Raw genomic sequence first — 14,214 nt, 5'->3', positions numbered from 1 at the left:
ACGCTTCGTGGCTGCCGCGTTTACCAGGTATCCGCAACGATCGCGGCTCCACTCACCAAGGAGCACCCACCATGGCCGAACTGAAAGAGAACCTGCTCGACTGGCTGCGCGATGCCCATGCCATGGAACAGCAAGCGGAACAGATGCTACGGGCGCAGGCGAGCCGGATCGAGCATTACCCCGCCGTGAAGCAGCGCATCGAGCAGCACCTGGAGGAGACGCTGGGCCAGCAGGCCCTGCTAAAGGCGTGTATCGAACGGCTTGGCGGCAGCACGTCGGGCATGAAGGACCTGATGGGCAAGGTGATGGCGTTCGGCCAGGCGGCGGGCGGCATGGCCAACTCCGACGAGATCGTGAAGGGCGCGATTTCCAGCTACGTGTTCGAGAACCTTGAAATCGCCACCTACACGGCCCTCATCGCGGCGGCGAAGACGGTGGGCGACACCGAGACCCAGCGCACCTGCGAGCAGATCCTTCCGCAGGAACAGGCCATGGCGAAATGGGTACTCGACCACTTGCCCGAACTGACCGAGGAATTCCTGGTCCGTGACGCCACTCCCGATGTCGAAGCCAAGCGCTGAGGAGCGGATCATGCGAGTCGCACCGATCCTCCTCGGCATGGCCCTGGCCTTTCAGGCGATAGCGCAGGATCGCCCCGTGGAAACGAAGACGCAGACCGTGAACTCCGCCCCGCAGACGGTGCACGAGACGGAGCGTTCGCTGAAGAAGGAACAGGCGCAGCACTGGAGCGACGGCCTGAACACCAAGCGAGCGCCCGACCCGCGCAAACGGGACGAGTACGGGTCGCCGAAGGTGTCGCCACCGAAGGGGCAGGGAACGGATAACGACGCGGGTCTTCCGAAGAAGGACCCGCCCACGCGTTGAGGCCGATGGTCAGGGGCGGGGTGGCGATTCCATGTCGCCCCTCGACCGTTGTGGCGTGTCGACATCTTCGTACATCTTCTCGTTCATTCGCGACTGCATGTGCTCCGACATGAAGCGGCGCGAGAAGACCATGGCCTTGTTCACGGCACCGGCGACCACGACGCGTTCGCCATCCATGACCGCGCGGTAGCCGATGTCCGCCACCTCTTCCGGGTCCATCAGGTTGGCTTTCTGGAAAGCGAAGCTCTTCTCCAGGTCGCCCTTGGGGAAGAAGTCGGTGTCGGTGGGGCCGGGGCAAAGCGCGGTCACCGTCACGCCGGCGTGCTCCAGTTCGGTGGCGATCGCCTCGCTCCAGGAAAGGATGAAGGCCTTGCTGGCGTGATAGACCGACATCGTGGGCCCGGGCTCGAAGCCGGCGATGGAAGCGGTATTCAATATGCGGCCATGACGGCGCTGGACCATCCCCGGGAGGAACAGCGAGGTCAGCCGCAGCACCGCCTCGACATTGAGGCGCAGTGTCGACAAGTGCGTGGCCACCGGCACGTCCGCGTAATTACCCTTGAAGCCGTGGCCGGCGTTGTTCACCAGGATGTCGATCATCCAACCGGCGCCGTTGATGACCGCTTCCACGGCCTCGAACGACTCCCTCCGTTCCAGGTCGACCGCCGCCTGCAGCGTTTCCACGCCGTGCCGTTGGCGGATGTCGGCCTCGATGCGCGAGAGTTCCCCGCCATCGGGAGCGACCAGGCATACCGGGTGGCCGTGCGCCGCGAAGCGGTGCGCGAGGTGCAGCCCGATGCCGCTGCTGGCCCCGGTGATGAGGACGGTGTCCCGTGTCGTCTGTTCGGCCATGGTGGCGATCTCCCGGCGGCTGTCCGATGGTCGACTGTCGCGTCGATGCGCTGAAGCAGCCGTGGCGCCCGGATGAAAGGGCGCACACGTCGGTGAAGGCCGCGACGGCGATGTGTTCCCGCACGCACGGGCCCTTGGCGCGGCGGTGACGGCGAGCGGATGACGATCCGGCCGTCACCCTGCCTGCGGAGGTCCCGATGCTCGCCACCACCTATCGCCGTCCCTACCGGGTCAGCGCCCGCCACGTGCCGGATCCCGTGATCGAGCATCCGCTCGATGCCATCGTGAAGGTCTTGCGCAGCTGCATCTGCGGCTCCGACCTGCACCTCTACCATGGCCTGGTGCCGGACACGCGCGTAGGCTCGGTCTTCGGCCATGAATTCGTCGGCGAAGTCGTGGACATCGGCTCGGAGGTACGCAACCTCAAGGTCGGCGACCGCGTCATCGTGCCTTTCAACATCTTCTGCGGCACGTGCTACTTCTGCCAGCGGGAACTCTACAGCAACTGCCATAACGTTAATCCCGAGGCGACCGCAGTGGGCGGCATCTATGGGTATTCACACACCACGGGCGGCTACGACGGGGGGCAGGCGGAATACGTGCGCGTGCCCTTCGCGGATATCGGGCCGACGCCGATCCCCGCCGACATGCACATCGAGGATGCCGTGCTGCTGACCGATGTCGTGCCGACGGGTTACCAGGCCGCGGAGATGGGTGACATACGCGAGAACGACACGGTAGTGGTGTTCGGTGCGGGTCCCGTGGGCATCATGGCTGCGCGCTCGGCGTGGCTGATGGGCGCGGGACGGGTGATCGTCGTCGACCATGTCGACTACCGTCTCGACTTCGTCAGGCGCTACGCCCATTGTGAAACGGTGGACTTCCGCTCCGTGGGCGACATGGCCATCCACATCAAGAAGCTGACCGACGGACTGGGTGCCGACGTCTGCATCGACGCCGTGGGTTGCGAGGCGGCGGGCAGCGCCATGCAGCGGCTGACGGGTGTCACCATGAAGTTGCAGGCGGGTGCGGCCACCGTGTTGCATTGGGCGATCAACTCCGTGCGCAAGGGTGGCAACGTCTCCATCGTCGGCGTGTACGGCCCCACCTTCAACGCTGTGCCTATCGGCAACGCATTGAACAAGGGACTGACGCTGCGCATGAACCAGGCCAGCGTGAAGCGTCACCTGCCGCGCCTGATCGAACACATAAGGGAAGGGCGCCTGGACCCGCGCGCGATCATCACGCACCGCGTGCCGCTGGAGGAAGTGAGCGACGCGTACGAGATGTTCTCCGGCAAGAAGGACCAGTGCATCAAGACCGTGCTGATTCCACCCGGCGTGACGGATACGCCCGCCACCCGGACCACGATCCAAGAGGGCACCGCCGCATGAATGCCGCACATGATCATCCACGCGACCGCATCCCCGGTTGGGGCGCCGACCTGGATCGCGCCAACCGCCCCGCCGTACCGATGGAGCGGCGGCCGCCGCGGCTGGAAGGCGTGCACTGGAACGAGCCGCCCCGGCAGCAAGCCAACGTCGAGATCCTGAAGTCGACGGAGCACCTGCGGATGCCCCCCGTCTTCGGCACCAGCGTACCACCGCGCGGCATCAGTGGCTGGATCCGCCGGCGCGCCTTCCGACACAGCGAGAACGACCTCCGTCACTGGCTGATGCTGCTCTTCGCCGATCGCGTCGACACGGTCGAGGGGCTGTTCTCGGATGCCCGCCACTCGCCGAAGGCTCGCTCGGTCGTCGCCGTGGCCGGGGCGCTCGCGGTCGCCGGCTTCCTGCTTCGCCGGTCGGCATCGTGACGCGAAGCGGGTTGGATTCTTCACGCGTCCGGTACATGGGAGCGTTCTATTTATAGCGCCTCCCGTGGTCAGGAGGATTCGATGAGACAACATGCCGGCCGCCTCGTGGGGGCGCTGCTCCTCATGGCGGGCGCGGGCTTCATGCCCGCGCCCGCCCAGGAGAAGGGCGACTGGCCGATGCCGGCTCACGACCTGTCCAGTACCCGCTACAGTCCGCTGGACGAGATCACTCCCGCCAACGCCGGTACGCTGAAAGTCGCCTTCACCTTTTCTACGGGCGTCGACCGCGGCCAGGAGGCGGCCCCGATCGTGGTCGACGGCACGATGTACATCGTTTCACCGTACCCGAACATCGTCTACGCGCTGGACCTGACGCGTGAGGGCGCCCCGCTCAAGTGGTCGTTTCGTCCGCAGCCGGATGCCGCGGCGCAGGGCGTGGCATGCTGCGACGTGGTCAACCGGGGCGCCGTCGTCGCCGGCGGCAAGCTGTTCTTCAACACGCTCGACGGACAGACCATCGCGCTCGACGTAGCGACGGGCAAGCAGGCGTGGCGCACGAAGCTGGGTGACATCAACCGCGGCGAGACCATGACCATGGCGCCGCTGGTGGTCAAGGACAAGGTGCTGGTGGGAAATTCGGGCGGCGAGTTCGGCGTGCGTGGATGGCTGACCGCCCTGGACACCGCCACCGGCAAGCAAGTGTGGAGGGCGTACAGCACGGGCCCTGACAAGGACGTTCTCATCGGCCCTTCGTTCAAGCCGTTCTACGCCAGCGACAAGGGCAAGGACCTGGGCATGACGACCTGGCCGCCCGAGGCATGGAAGACCGGAGGCGGCTCCGTGTGGGGCTGGATTTCCTATGATCCCGAAACGAACCTCGTCTTCTATGGCACGGCCAATCCCGGCCCCTGGAACGCGGAGCAACGGCCGGGCGACAACAAATGGACGGCCGGCATCTTCGCGCGCGACGTGGATACGGGCGAGGCGAAATGGTTCTACCAGTTCAGTCCGCACGACCTGTACGACTACGACGCGATCAACGAGAACGTGCTCGTCGACCTGCCCATCGGCGGACAGGCGCGTAAGGTCATCGTGCGCCCGGAGCGCAACGGCTATGTGTACGTGATCGACCGCGCCACCGGCGAGGTGCTTTCCGCCGACCCGTTCTCACCGGTGAACTCCACGCTGGGCATCGACCTCAAGACCGGCCGCCCGCGTTACAACCCCGACAAGCAACCACGCATGGGCAAGGTCGTGCGTGACATCTGTCCGACCGCGCCCGGAGCGAAGGACTGGAACCCGTCGGCGTGGTCTCCCGATACGGGCTTGCTCTACATACCGCACGCGAACCTGTGCATGGACTGGGAATCGATGCAGGCGAACTACATCGCCGGGACGCCCTACGTAGGCGCCGAGGTGCGCATGTACGCGGGCCCCGGTGGACATCGCGGCGTGTTGACGGCGTGGGATCCCGTGCGGCGGCGCATCGCGTGGGAAATCAAGGAAGACCTTCCCGTATGGAGCGGGACGGTCGCCACGCGTGGCGGCGTCGTGTTCTACGGCACGATGGACGGCTGGTTCAAGGCGGTCGACGCGAAGGACGGCAAGCCACTCTGGAAGTTCAAGACCGGCTCCGGAATCATCGGGCAGCCGGTCAGCTACCGCGGTCCGGACGGCCACCAGTACATTGCCGTGCTTTCGGGCGTGGGTGGCTGGGCCGGTGCCATCGTGGCCGGCAACCTGGACCCTCGCGATGGCACGGCGGCCAAGGGCATGGTCAACGCGACGGCCGACCTGAAGCAGAAAACACAGCCGGGGGGCACGCTCTATGTGTTCGCGCTTCCTTGAGGTCGCGGTCATGGCGGCGTGCATCACGCTGACGCTCGCCGGGTGCGAGCGCGAGAAGCGCGACTTCTCGGGTCCGCAGCCCGCGGGCGGGCCGGCGCCGCCACTGGTCGGATTGCAGCCGGGAACGCCGTCGCCGGTGCCGCCCGACCCGCGCGGCGCACGTTATGAAAACAACGCGTACCACATCGGGCAGGGGCAGAACCTGTTCCGATGGATGAACTGCAACGGATGCCATGCGAACGGAGGCGGTGATGCCGGCCCGGCGCTGATGGACGGCGAGTGGCGCTATGGCGGGGACATCGACCACATCTACGCGTCGATCGACCAGGGACGGCCCAATGGCATGCCGTCGTTCCGCGGCAAGATTCCAGCGGAGCAGATCTGGCAGCTTGCGGCGTACGTGAGGTCCTTGTCGGGAAACGTACGCAAGGACGCCGTGCCGTCGCGTAGCGAGGGCATGTCGGCTACGCCGCCGCTGACGCGCAGGGAAAGCGAGCCGCCGAAGGGGGGCGATCCCGCGCCGAACCAGGAGCCGCAGCGTTGAGGCTGGCCATCTTCAGCGCCGTCCTGCTGCTCGCCGGGTGCCGCGGACGCCAGAATGCGCTCGATTTCGCGGGCGACCAGGCATCGGCGATCGGCGACATCTGGCACCTGATGCTCATCGTATGCGGTGTCATGTACCTGCTGATGATGCTGCTGCTCGGCTGGGCGACCTGGCGTGCGCTGCGAGCCCGCGCGGATTCGCATGATGCGCAGACGGAGGCTCCCGGTGTCGACCGGCAATGGCGAGTCGCCCTCATGGGGTGGTCCGGGCTCATCGTGCTCGGCCTCTTCGTGCTGGCCGGCGGCAGCTTCCTCGTGGATCGCCGCCTTGCACGCGGGGAGGACCCGAATGCCCTGCAAGTGAGGATCACCGCGTCGGAGTGGTGGTGGCAGGTGGAATATCTCGATCCCGATCCCTCGCGCACGATCGTCACCGCGAACGAACTGCACCTCCCGGTCGACCGGCCCACGCGCGTGGAGCTGCGCTCGAACGATGTGATCCACAGCTTCTGGGTGCCGAACCTCAACGGCAAGACCGACCTGATCCCGGGGCGCAGCAATTTCCAGACCCTGACGCCACGCAAGACCGGGCAATGGCGAGGCCAGTGCGCGGAGTTCTGCGGGCTCGAGCACGCGAGGATGGCTATGGACGTGACCGTGCACGATGCCGCGGGTTTCGCGGCGTGGCAGGCGGCGCAACTCACGCTGGCGAAGACTCCGGACACGCCGCGGCGCGCGCAGGGCCAGCACGTGTTCGTGACCTCCACGTGTGCCTCGTGCCACACCATCGCAGGCACGGACGCCTCGGGCAAGGTCGGACCCGACCTCACGCACCTCGCCAGCCGCCACAGCCTGGCCGCGGGTGCCTTGCCGCTGGATGCGAAAACGCTGGCGGCGTGGATCAGCCAGCCACACGCCGAGAAGCCGGGAACCAACATGCCCGCCACCGATCTTCCGCCCGAACAGTTGGGCGCGCTCGTCGACTACCTGATGTCGCTGCGATGAACACGGCGCGCGAACTCGAATCCACGTGGGCTGACGCGCCGGGCTGGCGGGGCTGGATCACGACCGTCGATCACAAGCGCATCGGCCGCCGTTATCTGGTCACGGCCTTCGTCTTCTTCATCATGGGCGGCATCCTCGCCTTGCTGATGCGCACACAACTGGCGTATCCGGACGGCCACGTGGTCGGCCCGGATCGCTACAACCAGCTGTTCTCGATGCATGGTTCATCGATGATGTTCCTGTTCGCGGTGCCGGTGATGGAAGCCGTCGCCGTGTACATCGCGCCCTTGATGTGCGGCACGCGGAACATCGCCTTCCCGCGATTGAACGCCTTCAGCTACTGGATCTACCTGTTCGGCGGGATCATGATCTACGTCGCGTTCTTTCTGAACGTGGGGCCAGAAACGGGCTGGTTCTCGTACGTCCCGCTGGCGGGCCCGCAGTTCTCGCCGGGCAAGCGCACGGACTTCTGGGCGCAGATGATCACCTTCACCGAGGTGGCCGCGCTGGCGGTGGCGATCGAACTGATCGTCACGATCCTCAAGATGCGCGCGCCGGGCATGACGCTGGCGCGCATGCCGTTGTTCCTCTGGTCGATGCTGGTGACCAGCTTCATGGTCGTGTTCGCCATGCCCGCGGTGATGCTGGCCAGTTCGTTCCTGATCATGGACCGCCTCGTCGGCACCCACTACTACAACGCGGCCGAGGGCGGCGACCCGTTGCTCTGGCAGCACCTGTTCTGGTTCTTCGGCCACCCCGAGGTCTACATCATCTTCCTGCCCGCGCTGGGCATGGTGTCCAGCATCACGCAGACCTTCGCACGGCGCCCCGTGTTCGGACGGCTCGCCCTGGTCGTGTCGCTGGTGGCCACCGGCTTCCTCGCCTTTGGCCTCTGGGTACACCACATGTTCGCGACGGGCCTGCCGCGCATGGGCAACAGCTTCTACACCGCCGCGAGCATGATGATCGCGCTGCCCAGCGGCGTGCAGATCTTCTGCTGGATGGTCACCCTGGGCATCGGCCGCCCGAAATTCTCAACGCCGCTGTTGTTCGTGATCGGCTTCTTCATCACCTTCGTGCTCGGTGGCCTGACCGGCGTCATGCAGGCCTCGGTACCACTCGACCTGCAATTGCACGACACGTATTTCGTCGTCGCCCACTTCCACTACGTGCTGATCGGCGGCGCGGTGTTTCCCCTGTTCGGCGCGTTCTTCTACTGGTTCCCGAAGTTCACGGGCAAGATGTTGAACGAGACCGCGGGGAAGTGGATGTTCTGGCTGTTCTTCACCGGCTTCAACGTGACCTTCTTCCCCATGCACATCGCCGGCCTGCAGGGCATGCCGCGGCGCGTGTACACATACCCGGGCGACATGGGCTGGAACCTGTGGAACCTCCTGTCCACGGCGGGTGCTTACCTCATCGCGATAAGCATGCTGGTATTCATCGCGAACGTGGTGCGCACATTGCGTTCTCGCGAAGCCGCCGCGGAGAACCCCTGGGACGCGCCCGACCTCGAATGGGCGGCCGCGTCGCCGCCGGCCACATACAATTTCAGCGCCGTGCCGGTGGTCACCAGCGATACGCCGCTGTGGACCGATCGCGACGCGCTGGGTGCTCTTTCCGGTCTTCGTGACGACCGCCCGGAAGTGTTGATCACCTCCGCGGTGGAGGCCGCGCCACAGATACGCTGGGGCATGCCTAGCCCGAGCGTGTGGCCGCTGGTGACAGCGCTGGGTCTCACGGTGATGTTCGTGTGGTCGATCTTCACCCCATGGGGCATCGTCTGGGGCGCGATCCCCTTCGCGATCGGGGCAACGGTCTGGTTCTGGCCGAAACGCTCACAACCCGGCCTGGAGAGCGAATCATGAGACCGCTGCGTATCACCGGCGACGTCGGCGGCCTGCCGGACCACGCCTTCGGCCCGGCCAGCCTGGGCTGGTGGGGAACGGTGGGCTTCATGCTCATCGAAGGCATGGCCTTCGTGCTCGCCACCGGGGCGTACTTCTACCTCATGTCGAACGAATCCGCCTGGCCGCCGGGCGGGCAGCCCCCCTCATTGATGTACGGCACGCTCTTCACGGTGCTGGCGATACTCAGTGAGGTGCCCAACGTCTGGTTGTCCCGACGCACGCATGCCGGCGACGTCGCCGCGATACGCATCGGACTCTGGGTGATGGTCGCCATCGGCGTGGTGCTGATGGTGATTCGCGGGTTCGAGTTCGGCGCGCTCAACGTGCGCTGGAACGACAACGCCTATGGCTCGATCCTCTGGGCGCTGATGCTGATGCACACGGTGCACATCGCCACCGACCTCTACGACACCATCGTGCTGGCGGCGATCGTGGCGCTGCACGAACCGGACTCACGCAAGCGGTCGGATGTGGCGGATAACGTCATGTACTGGCACTTCGTCGTGGTGACCTGGCTGGCGATCTACGTGCTGGTCTACCTCTTGCCCGGGCACACCAAATGAACCGCGTGCTCGCCGGACTGACTCCGTGGACCGGCCTCCTCGCGGGCTCCGTGGCGTGGGCGCTTCACCAGCAGTTGCTCGCCGACGCGCTGCGTTTCAACTGCGCCGCGGTGTCGCCCGGCCGCGCGCTCCTGGCGCTGGCCCTGGCCCTGGCGCTGTGCCTCGCCGGGGCGGTCGTATCCTGGCGATCGGTACGCGGTACAGGCGACGCGAGCGCCGGGAGGGCCTTCGCCGGCCGGCTATCGATCCTTGGCGCTGGCATCTTCGCCCTCGCCGTCGCCATGCAGGGCGTGGCGTCGTTCACCGTGCCGGGCTGCTTCCGGTGAGGCGCCCGATCCTGTGCGTGGCGCTGCTCGTGCCGGGGCCGGCGGTGGCGCATGACGCGCCGGGCCCGTTCGCCGGCTGGAGCTTCGAAGCCTGGGTAGTGGTACCCCTGGCACTCGCCGCGCTGCTTTACGCCGTGGGCCAATGGCGTCTTCGCGGGAGGACGTCGACCGCCTTCGACTGGCGCCGGCCATCGTTCTTCGCGGCAGGCTGGCTGGTGACCGCGCTCGCCCTCGTGTCGCCGCTGCACGTGGCCGGGGGCCGCTCGTTCGCCGCGCACATGTTCGAGCACGAGCTGTTGATGCTGGCCGGCGCACCGTTGCTGGTGCTGTCCCGGCCGTTGCCGGTCATGCTCTGGGCCTTGCCACACGCGGCTCGACGTGGACTGGGCAGGGCGGTGCTCGCGCCCGGCATCGGCGCGACGTGGTCCATGCTTACCCATCCGGCGGTGGCCACCGTGCTCCAGGCAGTGGCGTTGTGGCTGTGGCACGCACCGGCCTTGTTCGGCCTGGCGCTGGCGGGCGAGGGGTGGCACGTGCTCCAGCACCTCAGCTTCATGGTGACCGCGCTGCTGTTCTGGTCATCGATGCTCGACGAGGCGCGCATGCGCCATCACCCGATGGCCGCCGTGGTCGGCCTGTTCGTCACCGCGCTCGTGAGTGGCGCCCTTGGTGCCTTGATGGCGTTCTCGGCCAGTCCCTGGTATGTGGGCTACGTCCGCCTCGGCATGACGCCATTCGGACTGACGCCGGTCGAAGACCAGCAACTCGCCGGCCTGTTGATGTGGATACCCGGTGGCGTGGTCCATGCCGCCGCCGCGCTCGCGATCGTCGCGAGGTTGCTGCATGGATCACCGAGGGAGGCCGTGTCGCATGCGGAATGAATGGCTGGCCGCCGCGCTCGTGTTCGCAAGCACCTGCGCCCATGCCGACACCGTGTTCGTTTCCGACGAACAGGCCGCGCTGATCCACGTGGTGGACGGCGAATCGGCGAGGGTGACCGGCAGCATCGCGGTGGGCAGGCGCCCGCGCGGCATGGCCTTGTCGCCGGATCACTCGCGCCTCTATGTCGCCGCCGGCGACGACGACCGGATCGACGTGGTGGATACGGCCACGCGCCGCGTCATCGGACACCTTCCCTCGGGCCCGGATCCGGAGCGCTTCGCGATCAGCCCGGACGGCAAGCGGCTCTACGTGGCCAACGAGCGCGATAGCGTGGTGTCCTTCGTCGATATCCCCGGCGAACGCATCACCGCCACGGTCGAGGTGGGCTCCGAGCCGGAAGGCATGGCGGTCAGCCCCGACGGCAAGACCGTGGTCTGCACATCCGAAGCCACCAGCGTGGTCCATTTCATCGATGCGCAGAAAGCCGTGCTGGAGGACAGCGTCCTCGTCGGCACGCGACCACGCGATGCCGTGTTCAGCGCGGACGGCAGACTGTTGCTGGTGAGCTCGGAGGCGCGCGCGACGGTCGCGGCGTTCGACGCCCGGTCGCACAAGGTCGTCCGCACGATCGACTTCTACCGTGCACATGGCGCACCCGGCAACGTGCAGGCGGTGGGCATCGCACTCGACCCGGACGGCAAACGCGCCTTCGTCGCGCTCGGACGTGGCAATCATGCCGCCGAAGTCGATGTCCCGACGGGCGAGATCCTGCGTTACATCCCGGTGGGCCAACGCAACTGGGGCATCGCGATGTCGGCGGACGGAAAGCGCGTCTACGCGGCCAGCGGGCTTTCGGGCGACCTCACCGTGATCCGCCGTGGCGACGGGTCCACCACCACGATCCGACTCGGAGGGAAGCCATGGGGCGTCGCCGTCTTGCCCTGACGGGCCTTTGCATCGCGTGGTTCGGCGTCGCCAGCGCATCGGCGCCCGAGCTGCGTGTCTGCGCGGACCCGAACAACCTGCCGTTCTCGAACGAACGCCGCGAAGGTTTTGAAAACAAGCTCGTGGAGATGGTGGCGCGCGACCTTGGCATGACGCCGCGTTATGTGTGGTGGGCGCAGCGCCGGGGCAACCTGCGCAACACCCTCAACGCAGGCCGTTGCGATGTCGTGCCGGGCGTGGCCAGCGGCCTGGAGATGCTGGCGACGACGCGCCCTTACTACCGTTCGACCTATGTCTTCGTCACGCGCCGCGGCCATGACATGCCTACCTCGTTCGACGACCCCCGCCTGGCGACGTGGCTGGTCGGCGTGCAGATGATCGGGGACGATGGCGCGAACACACCGCCCGCGCACGCCTTGTCCCGTCGTGGCCTCACGGGGAACGTGCGTGGTTACCCGGTCTACGGCAACTACGCGAACCCCAACCCGCCCGCGGCGATCGTCGACGCGGTGGCGCGCGGCGATATCGATGTCGCCGTGGCCTGGGGACCCATGGCGGGGTACTTCGCCCGACATGAAGCCGTGCCACTCCAGGTCGGGCCCGTGTCGCCCTGGCTGGACGGCCCGCAGTGGCCCATGGTGTTCGATATCTCCATGGGCGTGAGGAAGGACGATATCGACCTGCGCCGACGCCTCGACGACGCGCTGGAACGGCACCGCGCGGAGATCGATCGCCTGCTGCGTTCCTATGGCGTACCCCTGGTGGAGGAGCCGGGCGCGCCGTCGTCCTAGCTTCGGCCCGCACGCCGTATCGTGCCCTTGCGCGTCGCTACACGGTCGACCCGCCACGCGTTCACGATCAGCGCGAGGCCGAGCAGGGCGGCCAGGCCGAACAGCACCGCCGCCCATGTCGGCAGGTCGTGCGCGCCGTTGCGCGTGAGCAGCGCGGCGCCGATGATCAACGCGGAGGAGATCAGGCCGACGCTGATGCGGTTCGCGATCTTCTGCAGGTTTTCGATCAGGTGCGATTCCTCCAGCCCGTCGACGCGGATACGCAGGTCGTTGTCCGCCAGCGTATCGACGAAGCGGGACAGCTTCGAGGGCACTCCGTGACCCAGCGCGTAGACATCGAGCGCCATGGCGGCGACGCCGGTCCTGGAGGCATGGTCGCTGAACTGCTTCACGAGCAGCGACTCCAGTTGTTCCTCGACGATCCGCCGCGTCGGCAAGGAAGGATCGAGCGCGCAGAGTGTCGCTTCGAGGTTGATCAGCGTCTTTCCCAGCACGCTCAGTTCCGGTGGCGGCTGCAAGCCACATTCCGCGCCCCGGGAGGTGAGGTCCAGCAGCAGCGAGCCTTCGGCAAAGGCGCGGTCTTCGCCACGTGCCGCATAACGGCCGACCAGGCTGCGCACGGCGCGGCGGTAACGCTGCCGGTCATAGTCGGGAAGGCGCCTTCCCATCGACTCGCACAGGTCGGCCACGATGTCGCCGTCGCTGTTGATCGCATGCAGCATGATCCGCAGCAGGGTGACCCGTGCCGTCCGCGACAGATAGGTGATCATGCCGGCATCGATCACCGCGAGCCGCCCGTCGTCGTCGATCAGCACGTTGCCCGGATGCGGATCGGCATGGACGCGGCCCTGCGCGAACACCTGGTCGAGGTAGGCCCGCATCAATGCCTCGCCGAGCACGCGTCCCTGGTCGGCGCCCGCTGTCCCTGGCGCGACCTTGCGCCCGCTGATCAGGTCCATGGTGAGCACGCGGCGGGTACTGAGATGGCGGTGCGGCGTGGGTACCGTGAGGGAAGGGTAATCGGAGAAGACCCGGCCCAGTGCGTCGAGGTTGTCCGCCTCGGCGAGGAAATCCAGTTCCTCCGCCAGGGCGTCGCGCAGGGCGGCCACCCAGTCTTCGATGCCGAGCCGGCGGCCTGCGTCGGTATAGCCTTCTGCCAGCCGCGCGACCCTGGCCAGGAGGTCGAGGTCGGAGGCGACATCCGCCTCGATACCGGGGCGCTGCACCTTCACGGCGACACGGGTGCCGTCGCGCAGGCACGCGGCGTGGACCTGGGCAAGCGAACCGGCGGCGAGCGGCATCGCCTCGAAGCTCGCATATAGCGTGTCCACGGGCGCCCCCAGTTCCTGTTCGATCATCGCTTCGATGTCGCGCGTGGGGACTTCCACGACCGCGTCCTGTATGCGTTGCAAGGCGACCAGGTAGGGCGGGGCGACGAGGTCCGGCCGCGTGGACAGCGCTTGCGCCAGCTTGATGAAGGCCGGTCCCAGTGATTCGATGTCCCGGGCGAATTGCTCGGGAGAGGCATCGGCACGCTCGGGCTCCGTGGCGATGGGATCCGTCGGGGAGCGGAGCACGCCCGCGCGCCGGTACTTGAGGACGAAGGTAGCGATCTGCCGGTAGCGCCGGGTCGATGCCAGCATGGGAGTCTCCGCGAGGGCGCCGGGCCGCGCCGTGGAGTCCCATCTTCCGCGCCGCCGGTGATGCCACGGTGGACGCCGCCGCGTAAGAGTTACCAGCCAGCGCGGAAAGTCTTACCGCCACGGTTGCCGGGTCACCTGACTGAAGCGCGCTCCCCGGCGCTTTCAAGGGCCCGGGGGCCTTGGCACGAGGTTTGAATGCAAGGTG

General features: G+C 67.0%; 15 protein-coding genes. 13 read left to right on the top strand and 2 right to left on the bottom strand.

The features are described from left to right. Window positions 1–71: 71 nt before the first annotated feature. On the top strand, window positions 72–581 hold the full coding sequence (locus tag QFZ41_RS00565; RefSeq protein ID WP_429196899.1) for a ferritin-like domain-containing protein: 510 nt from the start codon (window positions 72–74) through the stop codon (window positions 579–581). A 10-nt stretch (window positions 582–591) separates the two neighbouring features. Continuing rightward, window positions 592–885 carry a hypothetical protein gene (locus QFZ41_RS00560; RefSeq protein ID WP_429196897.1) on the top strand — a complete coding sequence of 98 codons (294 nt, stop codon included), beginning with the start codon at window positions 592–594 and terminating at the stop codon, window positions 883–885. 9 nt (window positions 886–894) lie between these two features. On the opposite strand, the gene QFZ41_RS00555 is transcribed toward QFZ41_RS00560, so the two are convergent. Continuing rightward, window positions 895–1,737: an SDR family NAD(P)-dependent oxidoreductase gene (locus QFZ41_RS00555; protein ID WP_429196895.1), complete on the bottom strand. Its 843-nt coding sequence runs from the start codon at window positions 1,735–1,737 to the stop codon at window positions 895–897. 197 nt (window positions 1,738–1,934) lie between these two features. Here QFZ41_RS00555 and QFZ41_RS00550 point away from each other — a divergent pair, with 197 nt between their 5' ends. The 11 genes from QFZ41_RS00550 to QFZ41_RS00500 all read left to right on the top strand — a co-directional run bounded on the left by QFZ41_RS00550 (window position 1,935) and on the right by QFZ41_RS00500 (window position 12,366). Then, window positions 1,935–3,131: a zinc-dependent alcohol dehydrogenase gene (locus QFZ41_RS00550; protein WP_429196893.1), complete on the top strand. Its 1,197-nt coding sequence runs from the start codon at window positions 1,935–1,937 to the stop codon at window positions 3,129–3,131. After that, on the top strand, window positions 3,128–3,553 hold the full coding sequence (locus tag QFZ41_RS00545) for a hypothetical protein (protein ID WP_429196891.1): 426 nt from the start codon (window positions 3,128–3,130) through the stop codon (window positions 3,551–3,553). Before QFZ41_RS00550 ends, QFZ41_RS00545 begins: the two co-directional genes overlap by 4 nt. Before the next feature lie 81 nt (window positions 3,554–3,634). Next, window positions 3,635–5,401, top strand: a complete 1,767-nt coding sequence (locus tag QFZ41_RS00540) for a methanol/ethanol family PQQ-dependent dehydrogenase (RefSeq protein ID WP_429196889.1) — start codon at window positions 3,635–3,637, stop codon at window positions 5,399–5,401. Between the two features lie 10 nt (window positions 5,402–5,411). Beyond that, window positions 5,412–5,945, top strand: a complete 534-nt coding sequence (locus QFZ41_RS00535) for a c-type cytochrome (RefSeq protein ID WP_429196887.1) — start codon at window positions 5,412–5,414, stop codon at window positions 5,943–5,945. After that, the gene (locus QFZ41_RS00530) at window positions 5,942–6,949 is read left to right on the top strand and encodes a cytochrome c oxidase subunit II (protein WP_429196885.1); all 1,008 of its coding nucleotides are present in this window, start codon (window positions 5,942–5,944) and stop codon (window positions 6,947–6,949) included. The genes QFZ41_RS00535 and QFZ41_RS00530 overlap by 4 nt, the downstream gene beginning before the upstream one ends. After that, window positions 6,946–8,817 carry a cytochrome c oxidase subunit I gene (ctaD, locus tag QFZ41_RS00525; protein ID WP_429196883.1) on the top strand — a complete coding sequence of 624 codons (1,872 nt, stop codon included), beginning with the start codon at window positions 6,946–6,948 and terminating at the stop codon, window positions 8,815–8,817. The genes QFZ41_RS00530 and ctaD overlap by 4 nt, the downstream gene beginning before the upstream one ends. Then, complete coding sequence (locus QFZ41_RS00520; RefSeq protein ID WP_429196881.1) at window positions 8,814–9,422, top strand: cytochrome c oxidase subunit 3; 609 nt, start codon at window positions 8,814–8,816, stop codon at window positions 9,420–9,422. The genes ctaD and QFZ41_RS00520 overlap by 4 nt, the downstream gene beginning before the upstream one ends. Beyond that, window positions 9,419–9,748, top strand: coding sequence for a hypothetical protein (locus QFZ41_RS00515; RefSeq protein WP_429196879.1), 330 nt, complete (start codon window positions 9,419–9,421; stop codon window positions 9,746–9,748). The genes QFZ41_RS00520 and QFZ41_RS00515 overlap by 4 nt, the downstream gene beginning before the upstream one ends. Beyond that, window positions 9,745–10,629: a cytochrome c oxidase assembly protein gene (locus QFZ41_RS00510; protein ID WP_429196877.1), complete on the top strand. Its 885-nt coding sequence runs from the start codon at window positions 9,745–9,747 to the stop codon at window positions 10,627–10,629. The genes QFZ41_RS00515 and QFZ41_RS00510 overlap by 4 nt, the downstream gene beginning before the upstream one ends. After that, a complete protein-coding gene (locus QFZ41_RS00505; protein ID WP_429196875.1) occupies window positions 10,619–11,575 on the top strand; it encodes a PQQ-dependent catabolism-associated beta-propeller protein in 957 nt (318 codons plus the stop codon). The genes QFZ41_RS00510 and QFZ41_RS00505 overlap by 11 nt, the downstream gene beginning before the upstream one ends. After that, window positions 11,551–12,366, top strand: a complete 816-nt coding sequence (locus QFZ41_RS00500; RefSeq protein ID WP_429196873.1) for a substrate-binding domain-containing protein — start codon at window positions 11,551–11,553, stop codon at window positions 12,364–12,366. The genes QFZ41_RS00505 and QFZ41_RS00500 overlap by 25 nt, the downstream gene beginning before the upstream one ends. Here QFZ41_RS00500 and QFZ41_RS00495 read toward each other — a convergent pair. Further along, a complete protein-coding gene (locus QFZ41_RS00495) occupies window positions 12,363–14,009 on the bottom strand; it encodes an ABC1 kinase family protein (protein ID WP_429196871.1) in 1,647 nt (548 codons plus the stop codon). The genes QFZ41_RS00500 and QFZ41_RS00495 overlap by 4 nt on opposite strands. Window positions 14,010–14,214: the final 205 nt, after the last annotated feature.

The organism is Luteibacter sp. W1I16 (genome assembly GCF_050434905.1).
Taxonomy (GTDB): domain Bacteria; phylum Pseudomonadota; class Gammaproteobacteria; order Xanthomonadales; family Rhodanobacteraceae; genus Luteibacter.
Note: the sequence above shows the minus strand (reverse complement) of the source record. Positions and strands in the feature narration are given on the sequence as shown.

Bases quoted from the DNA above. Each gene is read 5' to 3' on its own strand.
- QFZ41_RS00545 (WP_429196891.1), top strand. From the start codon at position 3,128: ATGAATGCCGCACATGATCATCCACGCGACCGCATCCCCGGTTGGGGC.
- QFZ41_RS00535 (WP_429196887.1), top strand. From the start codon at position 5,412: ATGGCGGCGTGCATCACGCTGACGCTCGCCGGGTGCGAGCGCGAGAAG.
- QFZ41_RS00565 (WP_429196899.1), top strand. From the start codon at position 72: ATGGCCGAACTGAAAGAGAACCTGCTCGACTGGCTGCGCGATGCCCAT.
- QFZ41_RS00500 (WP_429196873.1), top strand. From the start codon at position 11,551: ATGGGGCGTCGCCGTCTTGCCCTGACGGGCCTTTGCATCGCGTGGTTC.
- QFZ41_RS00540 (WP_429196889.1), top strand. From the start codon at position 3,635: ATGAGACAACATGCCGGCCGCCTCGTGGGGGCGCTGCTCCTCATGGCG.
- QFZ41_RS00560 (WP_429196897.1), top strand. From the start codon at position 592: ATGCGAGTCGCACCGATCCTCCTCGGCATGGCCCTGGCCTTTCAGGCG.
- QFZ41_RS00505 (WP_429196875.1), top strand. From the start codon at position 10,619: ATGCGGAATGAATGGCTGGCCGCCGCGCTCGTGTTCGCAAGCACCTGC.
- QFZ41_RS00555 (WP_429196895.1), bottom strand. From the start codon at position 1,737: ATGGCCGAACAGACGACACGGGACACCGTCCTCATCACCGGGGCCAGC.
- ctaD (WP_429196883.1), top strand. From the start codon at position 6,946: ATGAACACGGCGCGCGAACTCGAATCCACGTGGGCTGACGCGCCGGGC.
- QFZ41_RS00520 (WP_429196881.1), top strand. From the start codon at position 8,814: ATGAGACCGCTGCGTATCACCGGCGACGTCGGCGGCCTGCCGGACCAC.
- QFZ41_RS00515 (WP_429196879.1), top strand. From the start codon at position 9,419: ATGAACCGCGTGCTCGCCGGACTGACTCCGTGGACCGGCCTCCTCGCG.
- QFZ41_RS00495 (WP_429196871.1), bottom strand. From the start codon at position 14,009: ATGCTGGCATCGACCCGGCGCTACCGGCAGATCGCTACCTTCGTCCTC.
- QFZ41_RS00550 (WP_429196893.1), top strand. From the start codon at position 1,935: ATGCTCGCCACCACCTATCGCCGTCCCTACCGGGTCAGCGCCCGCCAC.